Annotated in this window: 15 protein-coding genes; 9 read left to right on the forward strand and 6 right to left on the reverse strand. The window is 42.6% G+C overall.

What is annotated here, in order from left to right; genetic code table 11:
- Positions 1-172, reverse strand: a 172-nt coding sequence (locus T494_RS12060; protein ID WP_037343757.1) for a transposase, incomplete at its 3' end; no start/stop codon positions are given.
- A 692-nt stretch (positions 173-864) separates the two neighbouring features.
- Here T494_RS12060 and T494_RS0102490 point away from each other — a divergent pair.
- The 4 genes from T494_RS0102490 to T494_RS0102505 are packed head-to-tail and all read left to right on the forward strand — an operon-like array spanning position 865 to position 7393.
- A complete protein-coding gene (locus T494_RS0102490) occupies positions 865-2274 on the forward strand; it encodes a helix-turn-helix transcriptional regulator (protein ID WP_028504925.1) in 1410 nt (469 codons plus the stop codon).
- An 8-nt stretch (positions 2275-2282) separates the two neighbouring features.
- Positions 2283-3635: a hypothetical protein gene (locus T494_RS0102495; RefSeq protein WP_028504926.1), complete on the forward strand. Its 1353-nt coding sequence runs from the start codon at positions 2283-2285 to the stop codon at positions 3633-3635.
- Between the two features lie 45 nt (positions 3636-3680).
- Positions 3681-4472 (forward strand): zinc ribbon domain-containing protein, encoded by a 792-nt coding sequence (locus tag T494_RS0102500; protein WP_028504927.1) that lies wholly within the window; start codon positions 3681-3683, stop codon positions 4470-4472.
- A gap of 26 nt (positions 4473-4498) precedes the next feature.
- Positions 4499-7393 (forward strand): S8 family serine peptidase, encoded by a 2895-nt coding sequence (locus T494_RS0102505; protein WP_028504928.1) that lies wholly within the window; start codon positions 4499-4501, stop codon positions 7391-7393.
- A 501-nt stretch (positions 7394-7894) separates the two neighbouring features.
- On the opposite strand, the gene T494_RS0102510 is transcribed toward T494_RS0102505, so the two are convergent.
- The 5 genes from T494_RS0102510 to T494_RS0102530 form a co-directional block, all read right to left on the reverse strand.
- Positions 7895-8746 carry a DUF2971 domain-containing protein gene (locus T494_RS0102510; RefSeq protein WP_028504929.1) on the reverse strand — a complete coding sequence of 284 codons (852 nt, stop codon included), beginning with the start codon at positions 8744-8746 and terminating at the stop codon, positions 7895-7897.
- Between the two features lie 71 nt (positions 8747-8817).
- The gene (locus tag T494_RS12065) at positions 8818-11763 is read right to left on the reverse strand and encodes a DUF6273 domain-containing protein (protein ID WP_037343760.1); all 2946 of its coding nucleotides are present in this window, start codon (positions 11761-11763) and stop codon (positions 8818-8820) included.
- Positions 11764-11768: 5 nt separating this feature from the next.
- Positions 11769-12461, reverse strand: a complete 693-nt coding sequence (locus tag T494_RS0102520) for a hypothetical protein (RefSeq protein WP_028504930.1) — start codon at positions 12459-12461, stop codon at positions 11769-11771.
- A gap of 2 nt (positions 12462-12463) precedes the next feature.
- The gene (locus T494_RS12070; RefSeq protein WP_037343762.1) at positions 12464-14308 is read right to left on the reverse strand and encodes an SPFH domain-containing protein; all 1845 of its coding nucleotides are present in this window, start codon (positions 14306-14308) and stop codon (positions 12464-12466) included.
- Positions 14309-14343: 35 nt separating this feature from the next.
- Positions 14344-16188 (reverse strand): toll/interleukin-1 receptor domain-containing protein, encoded by a 1845-nt coding sequence (locus T494_RS0102530; RefSeq protein WP_028504931.1) that lies wholly within the window; start codon positions 16186-16188, stop codon positions 14344-14346.
- A gap of 264 nt (positions 16189-16452) precedes the next feature.
- Between T494_RS0102530 and T494_RS0102535 the strand changes: the two genes are divergently transcribed.
- From T494_RS0102535 to T494_RS0102555, 5 genes are all read left to right on the forward strand, one after another.
- Positions 16453-17589 carry a site-specific integrase gene (locus tag T494_RS0102535; RefSeq protein WP_028504932.1) on the forward strand — a complete coding sequence of 379 codons (1137 nt, stop codon included), beginning with the start codon at positions 16453-16455 and terminating at the stop codon, positions 17587-17589.
- A 175-nt stretch (positions 17590-17764) separates the two neighbouring features.
- Positions 17765-18370, forward strand: a complete 606-nt coding sequence (locus T494_RS0102540) for a sigma-70 family RNA polymerase sigma factor (protein ID WP_028504933.1) — start codon at positions 17765-17767, stop codon at positions 18368-18370.
- Between the two features lie 157 nt (positions 18371-18527).
- Positions 18528-19826, forward strand: coding sequence for an AAA family ATPase (locus T494_RS12075; protein WP_037343765.1), 1299 nt, complete (start codon positions 18528-18530; stop codon positions 19824-19826).
- A 730-nt stretch (positions 19827-20556) separates the two neighbouring features.
- A complete protein-coding gene (locus T494_RS14095; protein WP_242836369.1) occupies positions 20557-21084 on the forward strand; it encodes a helix-turn-helix domain-containing protein in 528 nt (175 codons plus the stop codon).
- A gap of 103 nt (positions 21085-21187) precedes the next feature.
- On the forward strand, positions 21188-22375 hold the full coding sequence (locus tag T494_RS0102555) for a site-specific integrase (protein WP_028504935.1): 1188 nt from the start codon (positions 21188-21190) through the stop codon (positions 22373-22375).
- The last annotated feature ends 426 nt before the right edge of the window (positions 22376-22801 follow it).

Raw genomic sequence — 22801 nt, forward strand, 5'->3', positions numbered from 1 at the left:
CTATTATACTCACATGCTTTCTTTCGCACAACTCTCTCAGTATTGCTCCAATATCTCGTTTTAGCTTTCCGTAGATAGCTTTTCGTCTGTACTTTGGCGCAAATACTATGTGATATTGACATTTCCAGCTCGTATGTGCTAAACTATACGTATCATTAGATTTATTATCCATCTGGTGATCCCTCCTTGGTTTTTTGTAATACGGTTGGTAGCCTATTACATTGTATATCAAGGAGGCGTTTTTGTCTATTGTGCGGGACAGATTATGCTCTTACTAAAGTTTATACATTCCACCTGCATAGCAGGTGGTTTTTTTATCAGGATAAAAAGAACTCGCAAACAACCTGTTTGCGAGCTTTTCATTTATGCGGCAAACGGGACTTGAAGCACTGCCGCTTGCCAAAACCCACGCATCTGAGGTGTTTCTTTGCCCGCTCCTGCGGCGATTCTGTCATAGGGGGCTATACCGTAACGTCGTGCAGTATTGCGTAGTTTTATACAATAATAAAGACCAAACAAAGACCAAGAGTGTGAATCATAAAGTATTTGCTCGAATTATAACATTATGGTTCGTTTTCTTTTTCCAGTGAACTATTCACCGATGAACCCACTATAGCTTCCAAACCCAAGCATATACACTGCCATTGCCGATTCTCCTCTCCGTCTATGCATGAAGGGTTACCTTAATTATACTGTGAAAGCAATAAAATGTCAAATAATCTCACGAAAACGTTAGATAATCTTTTTATATGTACCAGGGATTCAATTTCTCCATTGACAGTGTTTCCAGTGCTGCCATACCAAAAGGAAACATTGTTGCAACAAAAATGTCTGTGTGGTAAAATATACAAAAGAGGTGTTGTTATGGAATTTTACGAGTGTCTGAACGCTCTGATGGAGAAATATGATGTCAAGGCAGCCGATATACACAGAAATAGTAATTTAAAAAGACCATACATTAGTAAAATGCTAAGCGGTGACCTTTTGCCTTCCTCATATGATATAGTTGAAAAGATAATGGAGGCTATGGAACTGTCACTTGACGAAAAAATAATGTTGACGGATTCATACCTGGTCAGCAAATCTGTCGGTGAAAATAAACAAATGTGGCGCTCCTTCAAGCAGGTGTATTTTCTCCAATACCCTCACTTAGGACAGTATAATAAAATGCATACCAAGCTCATTAACTCTGAGATAATCGGTGCAGATAAGCTTTTAGATTCATTATGCTCAATGATGAAAAACAGCAAAACTGAACCGATGCTTTTCTTTTCTCCGATAACGGTCGAAGCTGCCGAAAGGATCAGTTCGGCTTTTAACTGCATACCGGAAAGTACAGGCATAAAATGGCTGGCTCCATTTAACAGACAGGATGTTTCAGATTCACAGAACTTCTCGCTATTGGCAAATTGTCTGTCGGTCATGTGCGTTAAGTCATGTACAGTAATGAAAACTCTGAATGATGTTGAAAGCCTGCTGAAGAGCACCCCTTTCCCCTTTTATTTGATAACTGAAAACGGGCTTTTGATATTTGACAGTGAGCTTCGCAACGGTCAGTTTTTCTGTGACAGACAAATAATAGAGATATATACAACAAGTTTTTCAAGTCTTGCAGAAAAATCACAACTGCTGATGATGTCATTTGACAAGGCAAACGACGCACTTATACTGCTCAACAATCAAATACCCACAGTTCTTGCTGATAAAAGCAACTGTTATACAATATCCAACCAACCTTGTACCTGTCTTGATCTTTCCAGAACGGACATATATGATTATACGGATACTGATGAAAGCGACAAAATAGCAAATATGTACGGCATCTTTCTGAGAGATGTGTTTACAAACATAGAAAACTTCTACGATGTGTTCTCGGTATACGGTATGCGTGATTTTCTTGATGAGCAGGACTATTATCTTCTGGGCAAACACTTCTCTAAATCAATGTCAAAGCAATTCAGAAGACAGACCCTGACTAATTATTCAATGGTGACTCTGCACGAATCGTATTACCATCCGCTCGGTCTGCGTATCCCGGGATTCAACAAGCAGCCGTTCATAGGCATGAATATATTTGCAAACGGCTGTATCATAGGAGTATACGATTTTGATGAAAAGCCGTTCGTTGTGGTGGCTAGCGATAAAGGTATAACTGACTCTGTTATAGCATATCTGCACGAGCTGAAAAAATATCACCTGATTTCATCAAAAGAGGAAACGGCAAAGTATATACAAACAGAGCTTGAAAAAAGAGCAGACGGAAAAGAGGAGTGAGAATTGTAATGAAAAGAATGCCGACTGTTATTATATCTATAGTGCTTTCGATAAGTATGTGTGGCTGCAGCAGCTCCAAAACCAAAACAACGGCTGCAAAAACAACTACCGTCAATAGCACGATCAGCTCACAGACAAGCGCTGCTGACAGCTCGTTGGAGTCAGAGGCGACTGAAAAGGTCAATAATCATTCAATAAGTAAACTGGTGCTTGGGTTTAGGAATACAGCTCTTATTGACAATGAGGGCAAACTGTATGTTTGGGGAAGAAATGATTACCATCAATCTGGAGTAAAACATTTGATAGGTAATGTAACTCAACCAAACTTGTTAATATCAAATAAAACGATTGATGTTGATTTTGGAATAACGCATTCAGCTGCAGTTCTAGAGAATGGCAGTTTATTAGTTTGGGGTTCAAATTACAATAAACAAATGCCGGGAAAAGAGAAATATGATTCATCCGCATACGATACTCCTGTGCGAGTAATGGGTGATGTAAAGGATGTCTCTCTTTCAAGTAATTCAACTGCCGTTATTATGAACAATGGAGATCTTTATGTTTATGGAGAATGCGCTCGGCGATACAACTTTGAAAAGGGATTTGTAATGGGCAAAGTAAAAAGAGTAGTACTCACAGATGAAAAGTGTGCTATCATTACAGAGTCTGATGAATTGTATTTCTTTGGCGACAACAAAAGCGGCTGTTTTGGTCTTGGAGATTATGAAGAGCACTCAACACCTAAAAAATCAAGTATTGGGAATGTAAAAGATGTAATATTTGGCTATTATGGTGTGTTAGGTAGATATAACTGTTCAATTGTCTTAACTAACGATGGTGATGTTTACACGCTTGGCGGTGACACCAAAGACGATGGAAAAAAGAGCAAACCTCAAAAAATCATGAGCAATGTAGCTTCTGTTTGTAACACCCTCGATTGTCTCGGACTATTGACTAACAACGGAGATTTCTACACAGCAGGTTCAAAAAGCACCGACAACCTCAATGGCTTTGCAGATCAAAATGTAGAGTTAAGACTCTTACTAAAAAATATTAAACAAGTTGATGCGTGCAACTACAAATTTATGGCTCTTAATGATTCAGGAGAATTAATGTACTGGGGTGCAACAGAATTTGATGTCACCGGTGATGCCTTGTTTTATAAAGAAAGTGCGCTAAAAACCCCCACTAAAATTGCAGACAATGTTGATTATTTTGTTATGGGTTATTCGAGCAATGCCTATGTTGATAAGGATGGCTCTCTTTATATGTGGGGAAATAACAATGGCGGTAATCTTGGAAATGGGACCGAAACGAATCAGAACAAGCCGGTTAAAATTACCATCCCGGAATCATATTGATTTTAATTCTATTTTAATTGTATTTTGATAATAGGAGGAATAATAATGTTCTGTGGAAAATGCGGTGCTGAAATAGCACAGGGTACTAAGTTTTGCAGCAAGTGCGGTGCATCTGTTGAGGAATCAACTATAAGCACAGCTGCTCATACCAACTCGGTCATCAACAAGGTGATAAAGCATGACTATAAGTATTATACTGCTTCAGCAATAGGAATACTCTCAATAATTCTGTCTCTTTGTCCGTTGCTGATGAATCGAAGCAATGAGATACCAAACGGTAATGTCTTTGCTATTTTCACATATGTAAGTGCTTCACACGGAACTATATTCTATTTCGGTTTTTTATTCTGTTTATTATGTCTTGCTATGCTGATAACCGGCTGTATCGGTATGACAAAGATAGTTACAGGTCTGTTAAAAGTCAACACGAAATATAGCGAATCTCTTGACAAAACAACAAGCGGACTGGTATTTATGGGGATCACGGGAATACTCGCCGTTGTCGCCGGATTTGCCTTTAATTATATAACTATTTCAGGTTCTGCAAGCAAGTATGGCGTGAGCACCAAGGAACTGTCAAAGGCTATGGAACTTGTTTCGTTCAGAATAAGTATTTTTGCAGTCCTGCTCATCGTTGTGGGCATTGGAGGAGCAAAGCTTGCTGAAAAAGTGACATACCCATACGTGAAGCAAGCTAAAACTGAAATGCTGGCAAACCTCCCCTCATCTAAAGGCAGAAATATCAAGCCAGGCGACTGGAAATGTGCAAACTGCGGCAAGATAAATGACGAAAAGCACAAGTCCTGCACCTGCTGCTACCACAAGAGAGAAGAGTGAATAGTTATTGATTTTGGAGGTATTGAATGAAAAAGCTGATAATTATCATCGCATCAGCCGTTGCTGTTGCGGTCGGTATAGGAACATTTTCATTCCTGCACAAAGGCTCGGATAAACCAGATAAAAAAGTTGAAGACATCGGAGAGATATATTGTGCTCCGATAGATGAGAGCCACATTGCCTCTTCAGGGAATGGAGTATATTATGCGGATAACGAAATACTGATTGTAGCTAAGCCGGATGTTACAAAGAAAGACATCAAAGAGCTTGCAGCGAATTATAATGCAGAGGTGGTAGGGTGTATAGAAAAAACAGGCGACTATCAGCTCAGGCTTGATAATGACGATCCGCAAAAGCTTGTAGATCTTATTACTAAAGAAACAATAATTGAATCTGCCTCGTTGAATTATATCGCAGAACTGGGCACGACTAATGATAATAACGATATTAACACCGGAAATGAATGGATAGCTGATCCGGTAAAGGAAGCTTTTTCAAGTCTTGACATACGACGCTCAAGAGCATGGGGAGCTCAGGCAATAAATGCACCATATGCCTGGAAAGCCATGGATTTAATCAAAAGCAGGATAAAACCTGTAAAAGTCGGACTCGTAGATTGTGGTTTTGACGAATCTCACAAGGATCTTAAATTTGCCAGAAACGGTGTCTTTTATAACAGCGAAGGACAGAACGGATATACCAAAGAAGATGTAAAAAAAAGACAATCGCCAGAACACGGAACTCATGTGGCCGGTATAATGGCTGCTGATTCAAAGGATAGTAATGGTATATGCGGCATTTATCCTTATGCAAGCGATAATCTTTATGGAGTTAATCTGGACAGCAAATATGCAGGCAATAATAACCACAGGTCGATTATGTTTCAGAAAATTGCTCTTGGAGAACTAATACTAAGAGATGTGAAAGTAATCAACGAATCATTGGGTTTCAATTATTATAAACAAGAAATATTCTTTATCGAAGGAACAGAAAAAACGAACTATCAATATCTGCATAGCTATATTTCCAATAATGATTTCAGCGATTTTGAGAACGAAGCTTCTGTTCTTGGAGATTTTTTAAGCAGGTTATTAGTTAAAGGATACGATTTTGTTTTAGTGAGTGCTGCCGGAAATGATTCAGACAGATCCATCGGACATCTTGAAAGCAAGTATTCCTCATGGCTGAATCTGATCTCAGCCGAAAAGCATAAAAATGTATATGATCGTATAATCGTTGTTGGCAATATGAATGAAAAATACAGAGCTGCCAATTCATCAAATGCCGGCAATCGTGTAGACGTTTTCGCACCCGGTGAAAAAATCTTTTCAACTTTACCTGATAATAAATACGGAGTCAAGTATGGTACATCAATGGCTTCGCCGCATATTGCAGGAATATGTGCTGACATATGGAGCATCAACAATGAACTGACCGGCGCTGAGGTAAAAAGCATTGTACTAAGATCTCATAAAGACGATAAACAGATTTACACCGCCCCGGATAAATCTTCTAAATATCTTGCGGATGCAAGCATTGCTGTCTCTCTTGCATCTACCAGTCAGGCAAACCATAAGCAAAGCAGTCATAATGATTATGGTGCGATATACGGTTATGTTACTGATGCTTCAAACGGGACCGACCTTATTGCTATTCCTGATGTAGCGATAAGAATCTATAAAAGAAACGGAACAGATGAGATCAAGCTGTCAATAAACGAGCATAGTAATACATCAGATGTAAATGGACATTTTGAACTGATACTTCCAGAAGGGGAATATATTATAAGAGCCGAAAAGGACCAGAAAATATCAGATGATCAGACGGTTAGTGTTAAAGCGGGAGAAATAAAATATGTTCAATGGCTTAATCTAAAAAGTCCTGGCAACAGTGATCCCGCAAAGCAGGATGAACTCAAAAAGAATATCGAAAAAATGAGTGGCGGAAAAATAGTTCTATGGGCAGAAGCTGACTATGACGGAGACGGCAAAACCGAGCTGTTTGTCGTGGTATCAAAAGGCGGAGAGATACGTGATAAATCAAAGATATATAATTTGGATAGTATTTACTTCGTTAACTCGAAAGGTGAAATAAGCCAGGCAAAAAAGTTCAATGGGCTTGATTGTTATTATGATGATTCCTATCAAAACACAATAGACGGTTTGAAATTCTTCAGCATATCGCTTCACGCCGGCACTTGGTCAACGACCGGGTATGTGTTCGGAGTAGACGCAGACAAATTCTTTGAGCCTTCCGTGTCAGGAAAATACAGCGGCTTTGATTTCACCAAAGAAGGAAAAGCATATGCTGTTGAACGGAAGATAAAAGACGAAGGTGGTGGTCACATTCAGACCAATCACGAAATGACGTTTGATAAAGCTTCCAAAGAATTTATCATCTTATCGGATCGTGGGACAGATACAAAACAAGCAATCCTGCCGGAGGGTGTAGTTGAGTTCAGCGGACATTATTATATGGTCTTTTCAAACCCGGACAAATACGATGCCTACAAGAGTGAACAAGCTTGTGTGGAAATGGGCGGACATCTTGTATCTATCAACTCACAAAGCGAACAAGACTTCATTGTTGGTGTGCTCGGCTCAAAGGATAATTACTGGATCGGGCTTGAGAAGAAAAACAATAGCTGGCACTGGATCGACGGAAGTGATTTTTCTTATACACATTGGGATGTGTGGAAAAACTCAAAAGGCAAAGAATTCTGGCAGCCCGATAATTTAGAGAATCGGGAATACAACGCAAGAATTGCCGGCAAAAGTGTAACATATGAAGATTGGTATATGAACAAAGGAGGCTGGATCGATACCGATGGAAGCGGCAAAGGTGAGGATCTTTCGACCTACGGATTTATTTGTGAATGGACAGACCATCCTGATGCTGAAAAGATAAAAAAATATAGCTGATACAATGATCAGAGCCACGATTGGAATAGAACAAAAAAAGGGGCTGTTACAAGTAAGCAATAGTTCCTAATTGTAATCCGATTCCCCAGTCTTACTGAGAAAAAAAGCTTTAGCTATGAATTGAATAAAAAGAGCTCGCAAACACGCTGTTTGCGAGCTCTTCATTTATAACCAGGACTTGAAGCGCTGCCGCTTGCCAAAATCCACGCATCTGAGGTGTTTCTTTGCCCGCTCCTGCGGCGATTCTGTCACAAGGGGCTATGTCATAATATAGCGTAATATCATGCAGTATCTTGCCGAAATAAAGACCAAACAAAGACCAAGGTTTGCAATGTGTGAGGCTCAAAGAGGAAAATCCAAACAACCGAACAGAATAGAACAAAGCTCCCTTGCGAATCAAACCGCAGGGGAGCTTGTTGTATTTAGTTTGAGCACACATTATTACATTTAAGTATGTAGTATGGTTTGTTCAACAACAAATTTTGATATAATGGTCACTCCTTAATCTAACTTCATGTCTATCTCGCCTTTGTACATACTTAATTGTACCTTTGAGGTATCAAAGATATGAGAATAAATATGTTTGAATTTCTTTATCTCTTCATCTTTATAATCAACGATGTTCGGAGCAAGATTAATCGAGATGTTCTTTTTGAGTTTATCATTAAAAGCTATTACTACCTTATAATCATTTTTAGGATTATTTTTAATTATTTTTTTAGCTTCATTTTCAAGATGTATCACTAATCTGCTTTCTTTCTCATAATACCAAATCAATCCTTTGACAAAATGCTTGAACTCTCTCTTCAATTCTTCAAATTCACTATTACTAATATGATAGTTTGTCATAGTATTATACTTTAGTGCGATATTACTCTGTTCTTGATGACAATATAGTACATCTTTGAAACTATAGGTAAAGGTTTTATTGGGGAGCAGTGTTATTGGTTCTCCTACAAGAGCTTTACCATTACTTTCATATAGTAAATATGTACTTTCTTCTATTAGCTTTTTTACCATTTGGGATGTAAACCTTATCCTCCCCCCTTTTCCATCTTTTCCACTGTAAAGATACCATAACGGAAGATTCTCATGTACGCCAGTAGAGAAACAAAGTGTGTAGTATTCTCGTTGCTGTTCCACATTGCCAAACTGTTTTTTGTCAGTTTTATCATTAACACCCTTTACACACGATGCCCAGATTTGATTCTTTTCTAATATTGAATCAATCACACAAAGCTTTGTATAATGATAATAATTACTATGATCATACTCTCTTTGCATATAGTTAGCTAATTCTTTTACTGAACATAAACTGCCAAATTGATTCCATTTAAACCTTGAATTGCTCATTTTCCCTCCTGTTTGCTCCTTCAATAATGCTCATCTTTTGATATGATTATATCAAAAGTCATTTGCTTGAACTATTTCAGATTTATCCACAAAGCGGGACGGACAGCACCACGATCGTTGTGGACATAGCTACCGCCGTTTATGACGGAGGCGCCGCTGTTAACACAAGCAGCGTAGTTAGAATTACTGCCTGGCGACCGCAGCCACCACCAGCAGTTACCATTTCCGGCTTTATATGCGCCTTCTGCATAACAGTATGCAGTGCCTTGACACTGCCTACTGTTCGAACTGAAGTATTTATTCACTTCTGTGATGCTGAGAAGGAACACATTATCTGTTGTGTTATTTCCGGGTGAAGTGTTGTATGACGGGTTCTTAGCAGCTGTAACGGTGGATTTTATTATCATTTTCTGATGATCCGAACCGAATGCCGTGTTATAGAATGTTCCATTCAGCCAAGTTCTTAACGTGCACTTTTCCCAAGTAGTATCTGTATATGTGCTGTTGAACCTTAGGCATTCCAACGCATATTGACTTATAACGAGTGCTTTGTTTCCTTCTACTGCAAGTACCTTCCACTCAATTTCTTCTTTGCCGTTTGAGGTATTGTTGTCTTGCTCGTAGAAGCCAAACTTGATTGTTGAACCAACAGAAATGTTTGTCAAACCTGGTTTCTGTTTCAAAAACAAACAAGAAGCAGCTTTTTCAGCGCTATCTTTATAGCCATCCAATACAGTGTACGCCGTGATCGCCTCGTCGTACTTCCCAGAGTTGTATAGATTGAGTGCAGTGTTGTATTTGCCATCATTGATAGCTGTTTTACATTTTGCAATCTGAATTGTACTGTCTTTATATCCGTTCAACGCATTAAATGCCGTGATCGCCTCGTCGTACTTCCCAGAGTTGTATAGATTGAGTGCAGTATTGTATTTGCCATCATTGATAGCTGTTTTACATTTTGCAATCTGAATTGTACTGTCTTTATATCCGTCTAATTCTTCAAAAGCCTCAATTGCTTCATCATAGTTTCCATTTTCACTAAATGCAACAGCTTTTCTGAATTTAGCCTCTATGATCATCTCCTCAGAATACTTGTAATCCTTCATCTTTTCAAAGGCTTCAACTGCTTCATCATATTTGCCGTCATCGAGTAACTTCTTTGCATCATTGTATTTCATTAATGGTAGAATAACTGTTACAAATACAATCACAACTGCCGCTACCGCTACAACAGAACCCGAAACAATGGCAGTGATCTTCTTCTTTTTCTTCCTCGCTCTTGCTTGTGCAGCTTTTTCTTTTTCCAGATAATCTTCTATTTCCGATATCTTGTCCTCGCAGTTCTTTATCTGCTCCTTTGAATCCTTAAAATCGCCAAGAGCTTTTAGATCTTTGATCGAATTCTCGAGTAACTTTATATCAGATTCGCTGTAACTGTCCTTATCCTTTATTGCTTTTAATGCATTGTCGTATATACCTTGTTTCTTTTCCTGCGTAACTTTTTCAATGAATGCTTTTGCTTTGTTGCGGCATTGTTCCGCTTTTTTCTCGCTGTCATGGTAACCGCCCAGTGACTCATACAGCTTTGCCGCTTGTGTGAAAGAATCATTATTCACGGCGATCTTCATTATTTCTTCTGCCTGTGAGTAGATAATACTCTTGCGTTTTTCTTCACAGTCTTCTGCTTTTTTCTGTGCATCGGAGTATTCGCCGAGCCACTCAAAGATCTCTTTAGCCGCAATGCAGTCTTTAGTTGTTTTTGCCTCACTCAGCACATAGGATGCGTGGTTATATCTACTCTGCAGATAATAGCCATACAGCCTGTTCTTTACTTCTTCTCCGCCAAAGCGGCAAGCCTTTTGATAGTATTCCGACTGTGTGAAATCATCATTCACCTGAACCAACATCTGCTCGTTTGCTATGCCGTATTCAGCGCACAAAAAACCTATGTAAGCCCTGTGCTCCTCAACATCTTCGTTGAGCACCTGGTCAAAGTAACCTTTGGCATCGTTCCACTTTCCGTCCTCCAGCGCAATGTTACCACGCTTTAAAAGGTTTTCAACATTACCGCTTGATGACTTGATTACAGTTTTGGTTTCTGCTTTACTTTCAGAAGTCTTTTCTTTTGAAAGCACCTTTCTTATTCCACGGATAACATCATTGATAAAACCGATCTTGCTCATATCCTGCGCCTGAAGATGTGCAAACTCCTCCGGTAGATCGTATGCGTCCATATCCTTGTAGCAAGGGATCAGCAGCTTTGACCTATCATTCTTCATCAGCTTGAGGTATCTGCTCCACTCATTCTTAACCCAGACAGCGTTGAAATATTCAGGATCTGAGCCGATAACAAGCATTACTTTTGCCGAGTTAAGTGCAGCAAAAATATATGGCTCATATTCCTGTCCGAGTTTGTCCTCAAGGGTTATCGCTGCATAAAAGACCTTAAATCCCTCCTGCGTCAGCTGATAGTAAATATCATTTGCAATAACACTGTCAGATGTACGCTTGCCGTTTTCGTCTGTTTCCTTGTAACAGATAAACACATCAAAGGGTTTTTCTTTATGTACTATCTCAAGAATATTCTTTTGAAGCTTGTCAATTTCTGCGGCTTCTTTTTCAAACAGTTCTTTCTGTCCGGCATCGGCATTTTCAATGGCAGAAAGATAATCCACATCCGATACAACAGACTCATACTGTGTTCTGTGGCAGGTCGGTATTTTTTTGAGTGTTGTAGGGTCTTCAACATACTCTATACCGTATTTGCACAGAACGATACCCCAGTAGGCTTCAGCCTCTGTTGGATTTGCAGAAACTATCTTTTCATAAAGCTCCTGTGCCTTATCGAACTCATTTTTCATACGAAGGTTGTTGGCACGGTTGAAGTTATTGGTGAGCACATCATCGTGACTTTTCGGAATCGTCTGCTTAGTTCCGCAATACTCGCACTCACAGACGGTCATACCCTCTGTTACTTCCAGCGAACCTCCGCACATTTTACACTTGAATACTGCCATAATTCTTATCCTCTCTTATTCATTTTGCATGCTGCATTTCTGTCATCAAGTGCTATCTGCACGTTTCTGCACATATCAATAGCTCGTGAGTCACTATTTATAACTGCCGATTCAAGCTGTGTCAAAGCCGATACAAGCCTTTGCTCTTCAACAGCTATCGCAGCGCTGCTTACAGGATCGCTGTACTGAATGTTCTCAGCAAGCCTTTCAAGTTCTTTTTTCAGTGCAGGATCATTTGTCCTGTTTACAAGCTGTGAACTGCGTGTACGCAGACTCACCATAAGGTTTGTATCTGCCTTTGTGGTCTGTTCTATTTTCTGAACTGTCTGTCTTGCTATGTCAGCTGTGATGCTGCACACAAGCATTATGCCTAAAACAAGAACACATACAACAGCGGTTATCCATGCAGGAACAGGGATCCAGCCCATAGAGAAAAACATCACACTGAGTATTGTCTGAATAATGAGGTATGTATAACCGACACGAGCGATCGGGAAGCCTAAAAACTTACTTTTCAGGTCATCAGCTCCGCCGAAAGCAACTTTGAAAATAGGCACTTGCAGTGCTATAGCAATGATCTCGGCAACGTATGCTATCCAGAACGATGCGTTTTTCGGGAACGGAACGGCAAAAGCCACTACGGAGAACATTACGGCAATAACAACTAAAACGATTACAGCTTTATTACTCTTGCTCATATTCATTCTCCTTTCTTGTGACCACAATCCGGACAGAATCCACTTGTTATATCTTTATGTCCGCAGTTCGGACAATCCCACTTTTCAGGCTCTGAAGGCTTTGCGTTACCGCAGTCAGGGCAGAACTTAGATGTTATGTTTTGCGCTCCGCAGTTAGGACAAGTCCAGCCGATTGGCTGTTCCGGGCGCTTTGATCCACAGTTCGGACAGAATTTTGAGGTTATATCTTTTGTTCCGCACTCAGCACAATCCCAGCTATTGTTTGTAGCAGGCTCTGGTTTCGGTTTTCCGCAATCAGGGCAGAATTTAGTTGTGATATTCCTGTGCCCGCACTCGCAATCCCAGCCGTTTGCAGTAGGATTGATAGTATCTCCGATAGCTTGTCCTGCACCTTGTGCATTAGCGGCAACAGGATTAAGCGCCTCTCTTGTCATACCCATAACGCTTCCCATAGCTCCGAGTGTAACACCAAGACCTGCGATATCACCTATACCGCTGCCTGCACCGCCGCCGCTGCCGATATTTTCCATAGCAGCAAGACCGACCTGACGAGCAGTTTCCTGTTGGTATGTATAGCCCTTCATGCGCATCTCGGCAGCCTCTGCTTCAGCCTTGAGCTTGTATGCTTCTGCTTCGCCCTGAGCACCGATGACTTTCATTCTTGCGGCAGTTGCAGCCTCAACAGCCTGACGCTCAGCGCTTGCCTCAGCCTCAGCTTTGAGCACCTGTTCTTCACGCACCTTGAGGTACATATCCGCATGCTGCTGCTTGAGCCTCTGGAAATTTGGATCATCGTCCGGGGTGACAATGTTTGTAACGAAGAACTCCGGCATGAGCAGACCATACTCAACCAGGTTCTCATTGATAACATCACAAAGTGTTGTCGAGATCTCGTCGAGGTGCTCATCTACCTCGAGTATATTTATATTCTTTTCTTTGATGACACGGGCAAGATTGCTCTTGACCTTGGTCATTATCATCGCACGGAACTTTGCAATAGTCGGTTTCATTCCGTAGCTGCCATCAATTACATCTGCCTGAGTGAATTCACTTGCAGTGCCGACAAGTTTGATGAGCAGCTTTCGTGAATCGCTGACTTTCAGGTTAAACTGACCGCTTGCACCTATCTCAATGGGAAGGCCTGAAACCGTATCAAAAAATCTTATCTTGCTGTCTGTTCCCCATTTGATACCCATCTGCACAGTCTTGTTAATAAAGTAGACTTCACTGTGGAATGGTGTATCAACATTTGTCGGGAACTTATACAGGTTTTCAAGCAGCGGCAGATTCTGCGTTGCAAGGGTATATCTGCCCGCACCGAACAGATCAAGAGCCTGTCCGTCACGAAAGAACACAGCCTCCTGAGACTCGTGAACAATAAGCTGTGAGCCGAGGTTGAAATCTTCGATCGGGTGCTTCCAGACAAAAGTCTGATTGTCGCCCTCGTACTTGATAACACTGGCAAGGCCTTTTTTCTTTTCGGTCTCTTTAGCGACCTGCTTCTGAACATCAATCACAGTGTCGCACAGCGGGCAGGTGTAGCTTTTGGCATTCTTGTCTGCTGAAAGATTGCACGAACAGCTCGGACAGTGGAAGTTCACAAGGTTCGCAAGCTGATCCATCGTGTTTATCTTATTGTGGCAGACAGGGCACAGCGCCTTATCACCTTTTGCCTGGTCAAACACGACCATATTGCCGCAATGGGGGCAGGCACGGGAACTCATTCTGTCCGCACGGACATCTATCACATTTCCGCAGGAGCAGTTGATGTGCTTTTTAGCAAAGATAAAGTTTGATGCCTCTGCATAATTACCGCACTGCGGACACTCTATAACAAATTTTGACATTTGTTTCAACTCCGTTCTATTTTATAATCTAGGTGTCAAAAAAGTTTTTCTTTCAGCAGATCGCTGGCGGTTTTGTGTATGTATTGAAGCTTGCTCCCAAGCTCTGTATATTCTTGGTCTAAAGCCTTTTTTAATTTGCCTGAGAACACACCTAAATTTTTAAGCTGTTTAGATATCTCTTTTCTCCTATTACTAATTTTGCCTCTTTCATCTTCGAGTTCTTTATATTTATTTATCCTGTCTTCAATTATATCAGCCTTAGCTTGACTGTCCTTATATGCTCCAAGTGATCTAAACATTTTAGCAGCAGATTTCAAATTATCAGGATCACTGTATTTTGTTTTTTCAATAGCTTCAGCATAAACTGTTCCGTTCTTGATCTCTAATGCTTTAGCTTGAATATCGGTACTCTTTTCTGCACTGTCCTTATAGCCGCTAATTTTAGCAAATAGACTGGCAGCATGTGCTAAAGACGAATCGTTATTAGCATCCCGCAAAGCCTGTTCAGCTCTTTGGTATATGCATTCATTGGCACATTCTCTGCATTTTTCGATCATTTCCTTGCAGTCTCTGTAATCCGGTGTTCTTTCAAATAGAGCGGCTGCAGCTTCAAAATCCTTGTTGGTTGTTGAGCGTTCATATACCTGCATAGCCTCATTATACATAGAATCAAGATTATAAGTCTCCATTTTTTTCTTGTTATTATCGTCAGCAAATCTGATAGCTCTTCTATAGTTCTCGTTCTGTGAAAAATCCTTTTTGGCTGATGGAAGCTCAGTCTCAAAATGTATGTTCAGGGCTGCACAGAGTTTACCAACGTAAGCTCTGTATTCCTCAACATCTTCATTAAGTACCTGCTCATAAAAATCTGTTGCAGCGCTCCAATCTCCGTCCTCCAATGCGAGTGCACCCCGCTTCAGAAGATTCTCAATGTTTGAATTTGTGGGCTTAGATGCTTCTGCTGGGGCTGAAACACTTTTTACCGGTTGATCATTTGCTATTTTTCCGATACCTCTGATCAGATCCTGCATAAACCCGAGTTTGGACATATCCTGTGCCTGGAACATAGAAAGCGCATCAGGCAGGTCGTAAGGATCCATATCCTTGTAGGCAGGGATAAGTGTCCTGCTTCTGTCCTCCTGCATTAACATAAGGTATCTGCTCCACTCGTTGCGTACCCAGACAGCGTTGAAGTACTCAGGCTTTGTGCCTACAACTACCATTACCTTTGCTGAATTTAAGGCAGCAAAAATGTAGGGCTCGTACTCTGTTCCGAGCTTTGATTCAAGCGTTATTCTTGAGAAGAATACTTTGAAGCCTTCCTTTACAAGTCCATAGTAAAGGTCCTGTGCCAGTACACTGTCCGGCGTTCTTCTGCCCATATCATCGGTCTCTTTGTAACAGATGAACACATCAAAAGGCTTTTCCTTGTTTGATATTTCAAGTATGCCTTTCTGAACTTTGTCTATGTACTCAGCTTCCTGCTTGTACACCTCTTTCTGCACGCTGTCTGCATGTGAAAGAGCCTCAAGGTAATCGGCGTCCTCAAGAATAGATTTATATTGTGTACGGTGACAGGTAGGTATCTTTTTCTTTGTAAGCGGATCATCAACATATTCTATACCGTAACGGCACAGAACAATAGACCAGTAAAGCTCAGCGTCATCTCTCTGTGCTGTCATTCTTTCATATATCTCAGCAGCCTTGTCAAACTCACACTGCTGACGGAAGTGGTTAGCTCTGTTGAACATATTGAGAGCCTGCTCATTATCCGTCTTTGGCAGAGTCTGCTTAGTTCCGCAATACTCGCACTCACAGACGGTCATACCCTCTGTTACTTCCAATGAGCCTCCACACATCTTACACTTAAATACTGCCATTTCAGTTATCCTCCATATTCCCAATTTATGAATAAATTATCTATCGTATATTATACCATTAAATGACATAATTTTCAATTGTCATTTTTGATAGTATTGCACAAACAACATTGTGCAATATGTACTTTAGTTTGTGAAATTGACTAAACTGCAATGCAGTTACAGCTGTTTTAGCTGCATTTCTGATGCTGTTTCAGCTTGAATATGGTCAAAATCCTGGTCGCTGCGATATACTTGAATTATCAAATTTGAGGAGGTAATTCTATGTCCAGACGAGGAGATAACATTCACAAACGCAGCGACGGACGCTGGGAAGGACGCTACATTTCAGGCAGAAACGAGCTTGACAAGGCGGTTTACAAATCCGTATACGCTCATTCTTACGCCGAGTGCTCGGAAAAACTCAAACTCGCACGGTGCGATCTGCTGCCCGTCAGCAAGCCGATAACTATTGACGAACTGTTCGCAGCGTGGCATCTGAGCCGCAAAAACAAGGTCAAGCAGTCGACATTTGTCAACTACCTGACCTTGTACAACAACTATCTGCGTGAGCGATTTGGTACGCTAAAAGTTGAAAATCTCAACTCCTTTATGCTCAACCGCTTTATTGACGATATGCTCACAAACGGCGGAAAGAAAGGGCTTGGTCTGTCCCCGACAACAATGCAGTCAATCATGATACTGCTTCGCTCGGTGCTTGAATACGGTGAACTTGAGTATGGACTGTCAAATGCGGCGAAGCACATTAGTTTGCCAAAAGCCCAAAATAATACTATTTCGGTGTTCAGCAAATTTGAGATTTGCAGAATACGGAACTGTGCGGATTTATGCAATAGCATTGAACTTGGGATTGTGCTGACGTTGTTTACAGGTCTGCGAATAGGTGAACTGTGCGCTCTGACCTGGGAAGATATCGACATCGCCGAGCAGCTTATTCATGTGCGAAAGACGCTGTTTCGCATCGCAAATCAAGGTGATTCTGCGCAGAAAACAGCGATAGTTATTGACACTCCGAAAAGCAAAAGCTCGCTGCGTGATGTGCCGATACCAAGCTTTTTGCTGGGTGAGATTGTGATGCTCAAACAGTGCTGTTCGGACGATGATTTCATCCTGACTTGCTCACCAAGACCGACCGAGCCACGCACCTACACGCTGCGGTTCAAGTCGTTTCTCAAGCGAATCGGTGTGCCCTACCGCAACTTTCACGCCTTGCGTCACACATTTGCTAAGCAGTGCGTCAAGAGCGGCGTCGACGTAAAAACGCTCAGCGAGCTGCTCGGGCATTCGAGCGTCAAGATCACGCTCGATAGGTATATACGTCGGTTTCGGGAGGCTTATCTTGTTTTGATATATTATACGAACCCTGCCGCCGCTGTGGTGTTGTATGTTAACTCTGGTTAGTGGCAAAGTCAACATCTGAATTGATAACAAAGTGTTAGAACAAAGAAACGGACAGTCCAGCAGCTGTCCAACCAATTGTACAGTTAACTATTGACACATCCTGCCCCGAATGATAGAATAAAGCCGTGACCTGACGGCACTCATGATACATAACCAAACCGAAGGGAGTGTATTCATGAGGATCCAATACTACCATAAGAAAGATAATGAGAGTGTCGTTTCAGAGTTACCTACGCCGCTTGAACTGTTCAAGCAAACGCATACGAAACAAGAGTACGAGCAGCTGGTGTCATTCTACAAATCAGAGCAGTGGCAGGAGGTTGAAAGAGCGCATCTCAATTCAGACCGAAGATACTACGAGGGCAGAAAAGAAATGTCACTGTCCGAGCATAGCAAAATGGTATCTTCAAAAAGCAAATTCTACGGTGTGCACCCGTTCCAAAAGCGAGTTGAGAACAAGCTTATCAAACGCATCGAAGATCGGTTTGAGGACAAGCTGCTGTGCGAAAGTATGAAAGCCCTCACACCAAAGCAGTATCAAGTCATTGAGCTTTTTCTTAAGGACAGAAATACTGACGAGATCGCCAAAGCAGTCGGAACAACTCCCGGCAATGTGAGGAAGCTCAGAAAGAGAGCGCTTGAAAAACTGCGCACAGAGTATGCAAGGCTTGCAATGGGCTGCCACGAGGAATACACGGGAAAGATACCGTACAATATCAAACGGCTTTGCAAGTATCTTGCCCGGTCAAAACCCACGAAGAAACGAAAGAAAGCAGCGTAGAATCGACTGCACAGAGAGATCTGTGCGGTCTTTTTTTGCCTTGTAAAATGTAAAGAATTCGTGAACGGCAGAAAAATGTCGCTTTTTGTCGTTTCTCATCGGTAAGTATATAGAGGGCGATCGTTCTCAACAAACACAAAAAGAAAGGAGAAATCACATGAACAAACTGATCACCAAGTCCTGCGAGGAGATAATGACCACGCTGTACAAGCCGATAGAGTTCGCCGTTGACGGCTTGCTTGCCCAAGGCTTGTACATTCTTGCAGGCTCCCCGAAGGCGGGGAAATCGTGGCTCGCTTTGCAGCTTTGCCTCGCAGTTGCAAAAGGAGAAAAGCTGTTTGAGCGTGAGACAAACGGCGGCACTGCACTGTACTTTTGTCTCGAAGATGGCTACGAGCGTATCCAAAAGAGGCTCTATGAACTGACAGATGAGCCGTCGGACAATCTGTTCTTTTCGATAATGGCTGACTCTATCGGCTGCGGATTGGAGGAACAGATAACCAAGTTCAAGTCTGCACATGAGGACTTGCACCTCGTTGTTATCGACACGTTGCAAATGGTAAGGAGTGAAACAGACTCAACTTACGGCAGTGACTATGCAGAGCTTCTGCCGCTGAAAGCTCTCGCACAACAGCTCGGTATCAGCATCGTGCTTGTACATCATCTGCGCAAGGCCGCCGACAAAGATCCGTTCAACATGGTCTCAGGCAGCACAGGTCTGAACGGCTGCGTTGACGGACTGCTGGTGCTGATGAAAGCAAAGCGGAGTGCAAACCAAGCGACCTTGCACTGCACGGGTCGAGACATTGAGGACACGGAACTGCTGCTAACCCGGAAGGGTGCAAGCTGGACGGTCACAGACGAGAGCGAGGATAAGCCGCCCGACCTTTTTTCTTTTGCCATTCACGACCTGATGCTTGAGCTGCTTTCGTTCAAAGGCTCGGCGACAGAGCTGTGCGGTCTGCTGGCAGAGAAATACTCTCGGGAGTTCTTTCCAAATATGATGAAGAAAGAGCTGACACTGCACGGCTATGAACTGCAAAGCTACGGAGTTAAGTTCTCTCACAAGCGCAGCAACGGACAGCGATTGATTATGCTGGAGTACGACCGTGACAGTGACACCGGTGACGGCAAAAATCTGATGCCCGAGCCGTCACAAAATGCTGACCCTGCTGTCACTGCCGGAAAATCTGAAAGCTCACAAACTACTGATTCTATTGACTCTGCGAGTGTAGGCATCAACAACACTTGTGAAAAGTTAGCTGACCCTGTCAGGCAGTTAGCTGTCCCTTTTCGCAGCGGAGCTGACCCTGAGTATGCAATCATCAATGGAAAGAGAGTTGAGGTGAAAAGTTATACACTTGATGAAATTCTGATGCAGAGCGCAGCCAGACTTCGGGAGAAGATTTTCAGAGAGCGAGGTATAGTTGTACCCGATTTTGACCCCTCACTGTGAGCCGATTTGTGCCCACACTCTCCCTCGGTGGACAAACTCCCCGACCCGCAGGAACACAACGCCGCACAGGGCAGCGTGGCGCAAGTGTGAGCGAATGACAGGGCAAAGAACTCTCGCCGCAGGAGTTTACTATCTGTATAGTAACTTTTGAATTTGCAGAAAAGACAAAAGCCCGTGCTTGAACGCTTTGCGGCTTACGAGTAATGAATAAAACTGTTCCAAGTATCAGTATCAAACGGCAGTCCGAAACCTGCACTGATTCCGGACACGCCAGCATCGCAGGTGGCAGTCCCGCTGAAGCGGTCAGCCTCCCGCATTACCGGCACGGGGAGAACCCCGTGGACCCCCTTGCATCATTGACAGAGGAAGATGATAACAAAGTGTGTCTGCCTGCGAAACGGCAACCGATATCAACCCTCGGAATTGGCACCGGAAAGGCTCCATTTAGTACTTTGCAGGAAAAAGCACGGCGTCATTTGCCGCCGCACGCCTCACTTCGACGAGCAAAGCTCGGCGTGTTTGCGAGAGAATCTGCAAAATGAGAATTGGAGTCAAAATCGAAAATTTGCAAAAGTACAGGCGTCAAAAATCGAAAAATCAGCCTCTTTCGGCGGTGCTGCGAGGCGTTCCACTGGCGTCACGAGCAGTTTTCAGCTGAACAAAACAGTTGTGTTGTAATTCTTAACAGCGAAAAAAAATCAAAAAGAAACGAAAGGAAGAATGATAGAAAATGAAAAATGAAAACTTAACTTCACAGCAGAGATTTGAAATGATGCTGCCGTGCAGAGATGACAGCGACAGAGCCGAACAGTTTGCCAAGCTCAATGAAAAATGGCGTGAGCTGTTCACCAATCTCTCAAAAGATCTGACCGATGAGCAGAGAATTATGTTTGACACTTTGCTCAATGTGCAGCTCCGGCAGAACGACATCGTCAACAGAGAGACATACTCAACAGGGTTTAAAAACGGTGCAAGAATGATGTTTGAAATGTTTGAGCAGGACGGTCAATTCGGTTACAGACAGGCTCGTCCTGTACTTGATAAGTCAGACTACATTGACGAAAGCTGTCTGCCTAACAAGAAACTTCCTACGATGTTGACTATCAAGGAAGCGGCAAAACAAGTTCCCGGATTTACCGAATATCAGATCCGCAGGCTGTGCAAATCGGGTGAGCTGCCTTGCGTCTTTGCCGGCAAGAAAACTCTTATCAATCGTGACAATCTGTACAAATATCTCTACGGTGAATCAGTTGAATAGTCAAAAAATATGTTGTGAAACTTAATTCATCACAGCCGGGATAGCTATTCCCGTAAGTCTGTGATATTGTGTAGAATACCAATACGAAAGGAGGGAAAAGATTATGGCAACGATAACGAAAAGAGGAAAGTCATACCGCATAGTTGTTTCCTGTGGATACGACATCTACGGCAAACAGATAACCCACTCAAAGACATGGCGACCAAGCGAGGAAATGTCTGCAAGCCAGGTCAAAAAAGAGCTCAACAGGCAGGTCACTTTGTTTGAGGAAGAATGCTCACACGGAACTGTCACAGAGAACATCAAGTTTCAGCGTCTTGCGGAAATGTGGTTCGATGAGTACGCACAGTTCAATCACCGCAGCACCTCACTTCAGCGTGACAGGCAGCTTGCATCACGAGTCTACCCCGCACTCGGACACCAATGGATAGACAAGATAACCGCACACGACATTCAGGTGTTCATCAACTCGCTTGCACGAAACGGTGCGAACAAGCGAAACGGCAAACCGCTGTCGCAGAAAACTATCAAGCACCACCTGTCGTTCATCTCATCTATCTTTGAGTACGCAAAGAACCTTGATATGATAAGCTCGAATCCGTGCAGAAAAGTCGTCATACCGAAGCTCGACGCAAATGGAAAGCTGATGACGAAAAAGGAAAAGCAGATCTACACCAAGGAGCAGATCAAGGAGTTTATGCAGATGATAGAAACCGCACCGCTGAAATACAAAGTGTTCTTCAAGCTGGCTGTGTACACCGGGTGCAGACGAGGCGAACTGCTCGGGCTGGAGTGGAAAGACATCAACTTTGATGAGCAAGTTTTCTATGTACATCAGACCTCAAACTACACCGCAGAAAAAGGCGTGTACACCGACGGCACAAAGACCGTAAAGTCAACGAGAACGGTCAATATGCCGCAGGTGATCTGCGAGCTGCTCAAAGAGTACAAACTGGAGCAGGACAAATACAAGGTCAGCATCGGCGACCAATGGGTTGAAAACGACAGGCTGTTCATCAAGTGGAACGGCGAGCCGATGCACCCGAACACTCCATACACCTGGCTGATGCGGGAGTGCGAGCGAAACAACTTCCCATTCTACGGCATACACACATTCAGGCATCTGTTCGCCTCGCTTGAAATAGAGGCAGGCATCGACCCGACGACCGTAGCCGCAACGCTTGGACACTCAACGCCGATAACCACCATGTCAACATACAGTCACTATTTCGCACAGAGCAAGCAGCGAGCGAGCAATGCGGTTGCAGAGTTCCTTGAAAAGAGCGGTTAACGCCGTAAAAGCAACAGCCCTGCGGGTCAGACTTGCAGGGCTGTTTTCATACATATTTTAGTTGACAGCTAAATAAAGGCCAAAGTGACACAAGAGTGTCACAGGCGCAAACGGCGCAGATACTGTGTAAAGTGGCATATCGTTTAGTATCGTTTGGTGAAAATAAAGACCAAACAAAGACCAAAACACACTTTTGGACAAAAATAAAGCCCGCAAACGCCGTGTTTGCGAGCTTTTCTTTTATGCGGCAAACGGGACTTGAACGATGGCAAGGTGCTGCACCGTTCACTGCCGGTCTGTGCTGATCTCAGCTGTTGCGCCGATTTTGACACCATCAATTCACGCAGTTTCAAGTGATCTCAAGCAGCCTTTGTCAGAAATAAGGTCCAAATAAGGTCCGCAGGTACGAATCTATCAATCATAATA

The sequence above is a fragment of the Ruminococcus sp. FC2018 genome, assembly GCF_000621805.1.
Lineage (GTDB): Bacteria > Bacillota > Clostridia > Oscillospirales > Ruminococcaceae > Hominimerdicola.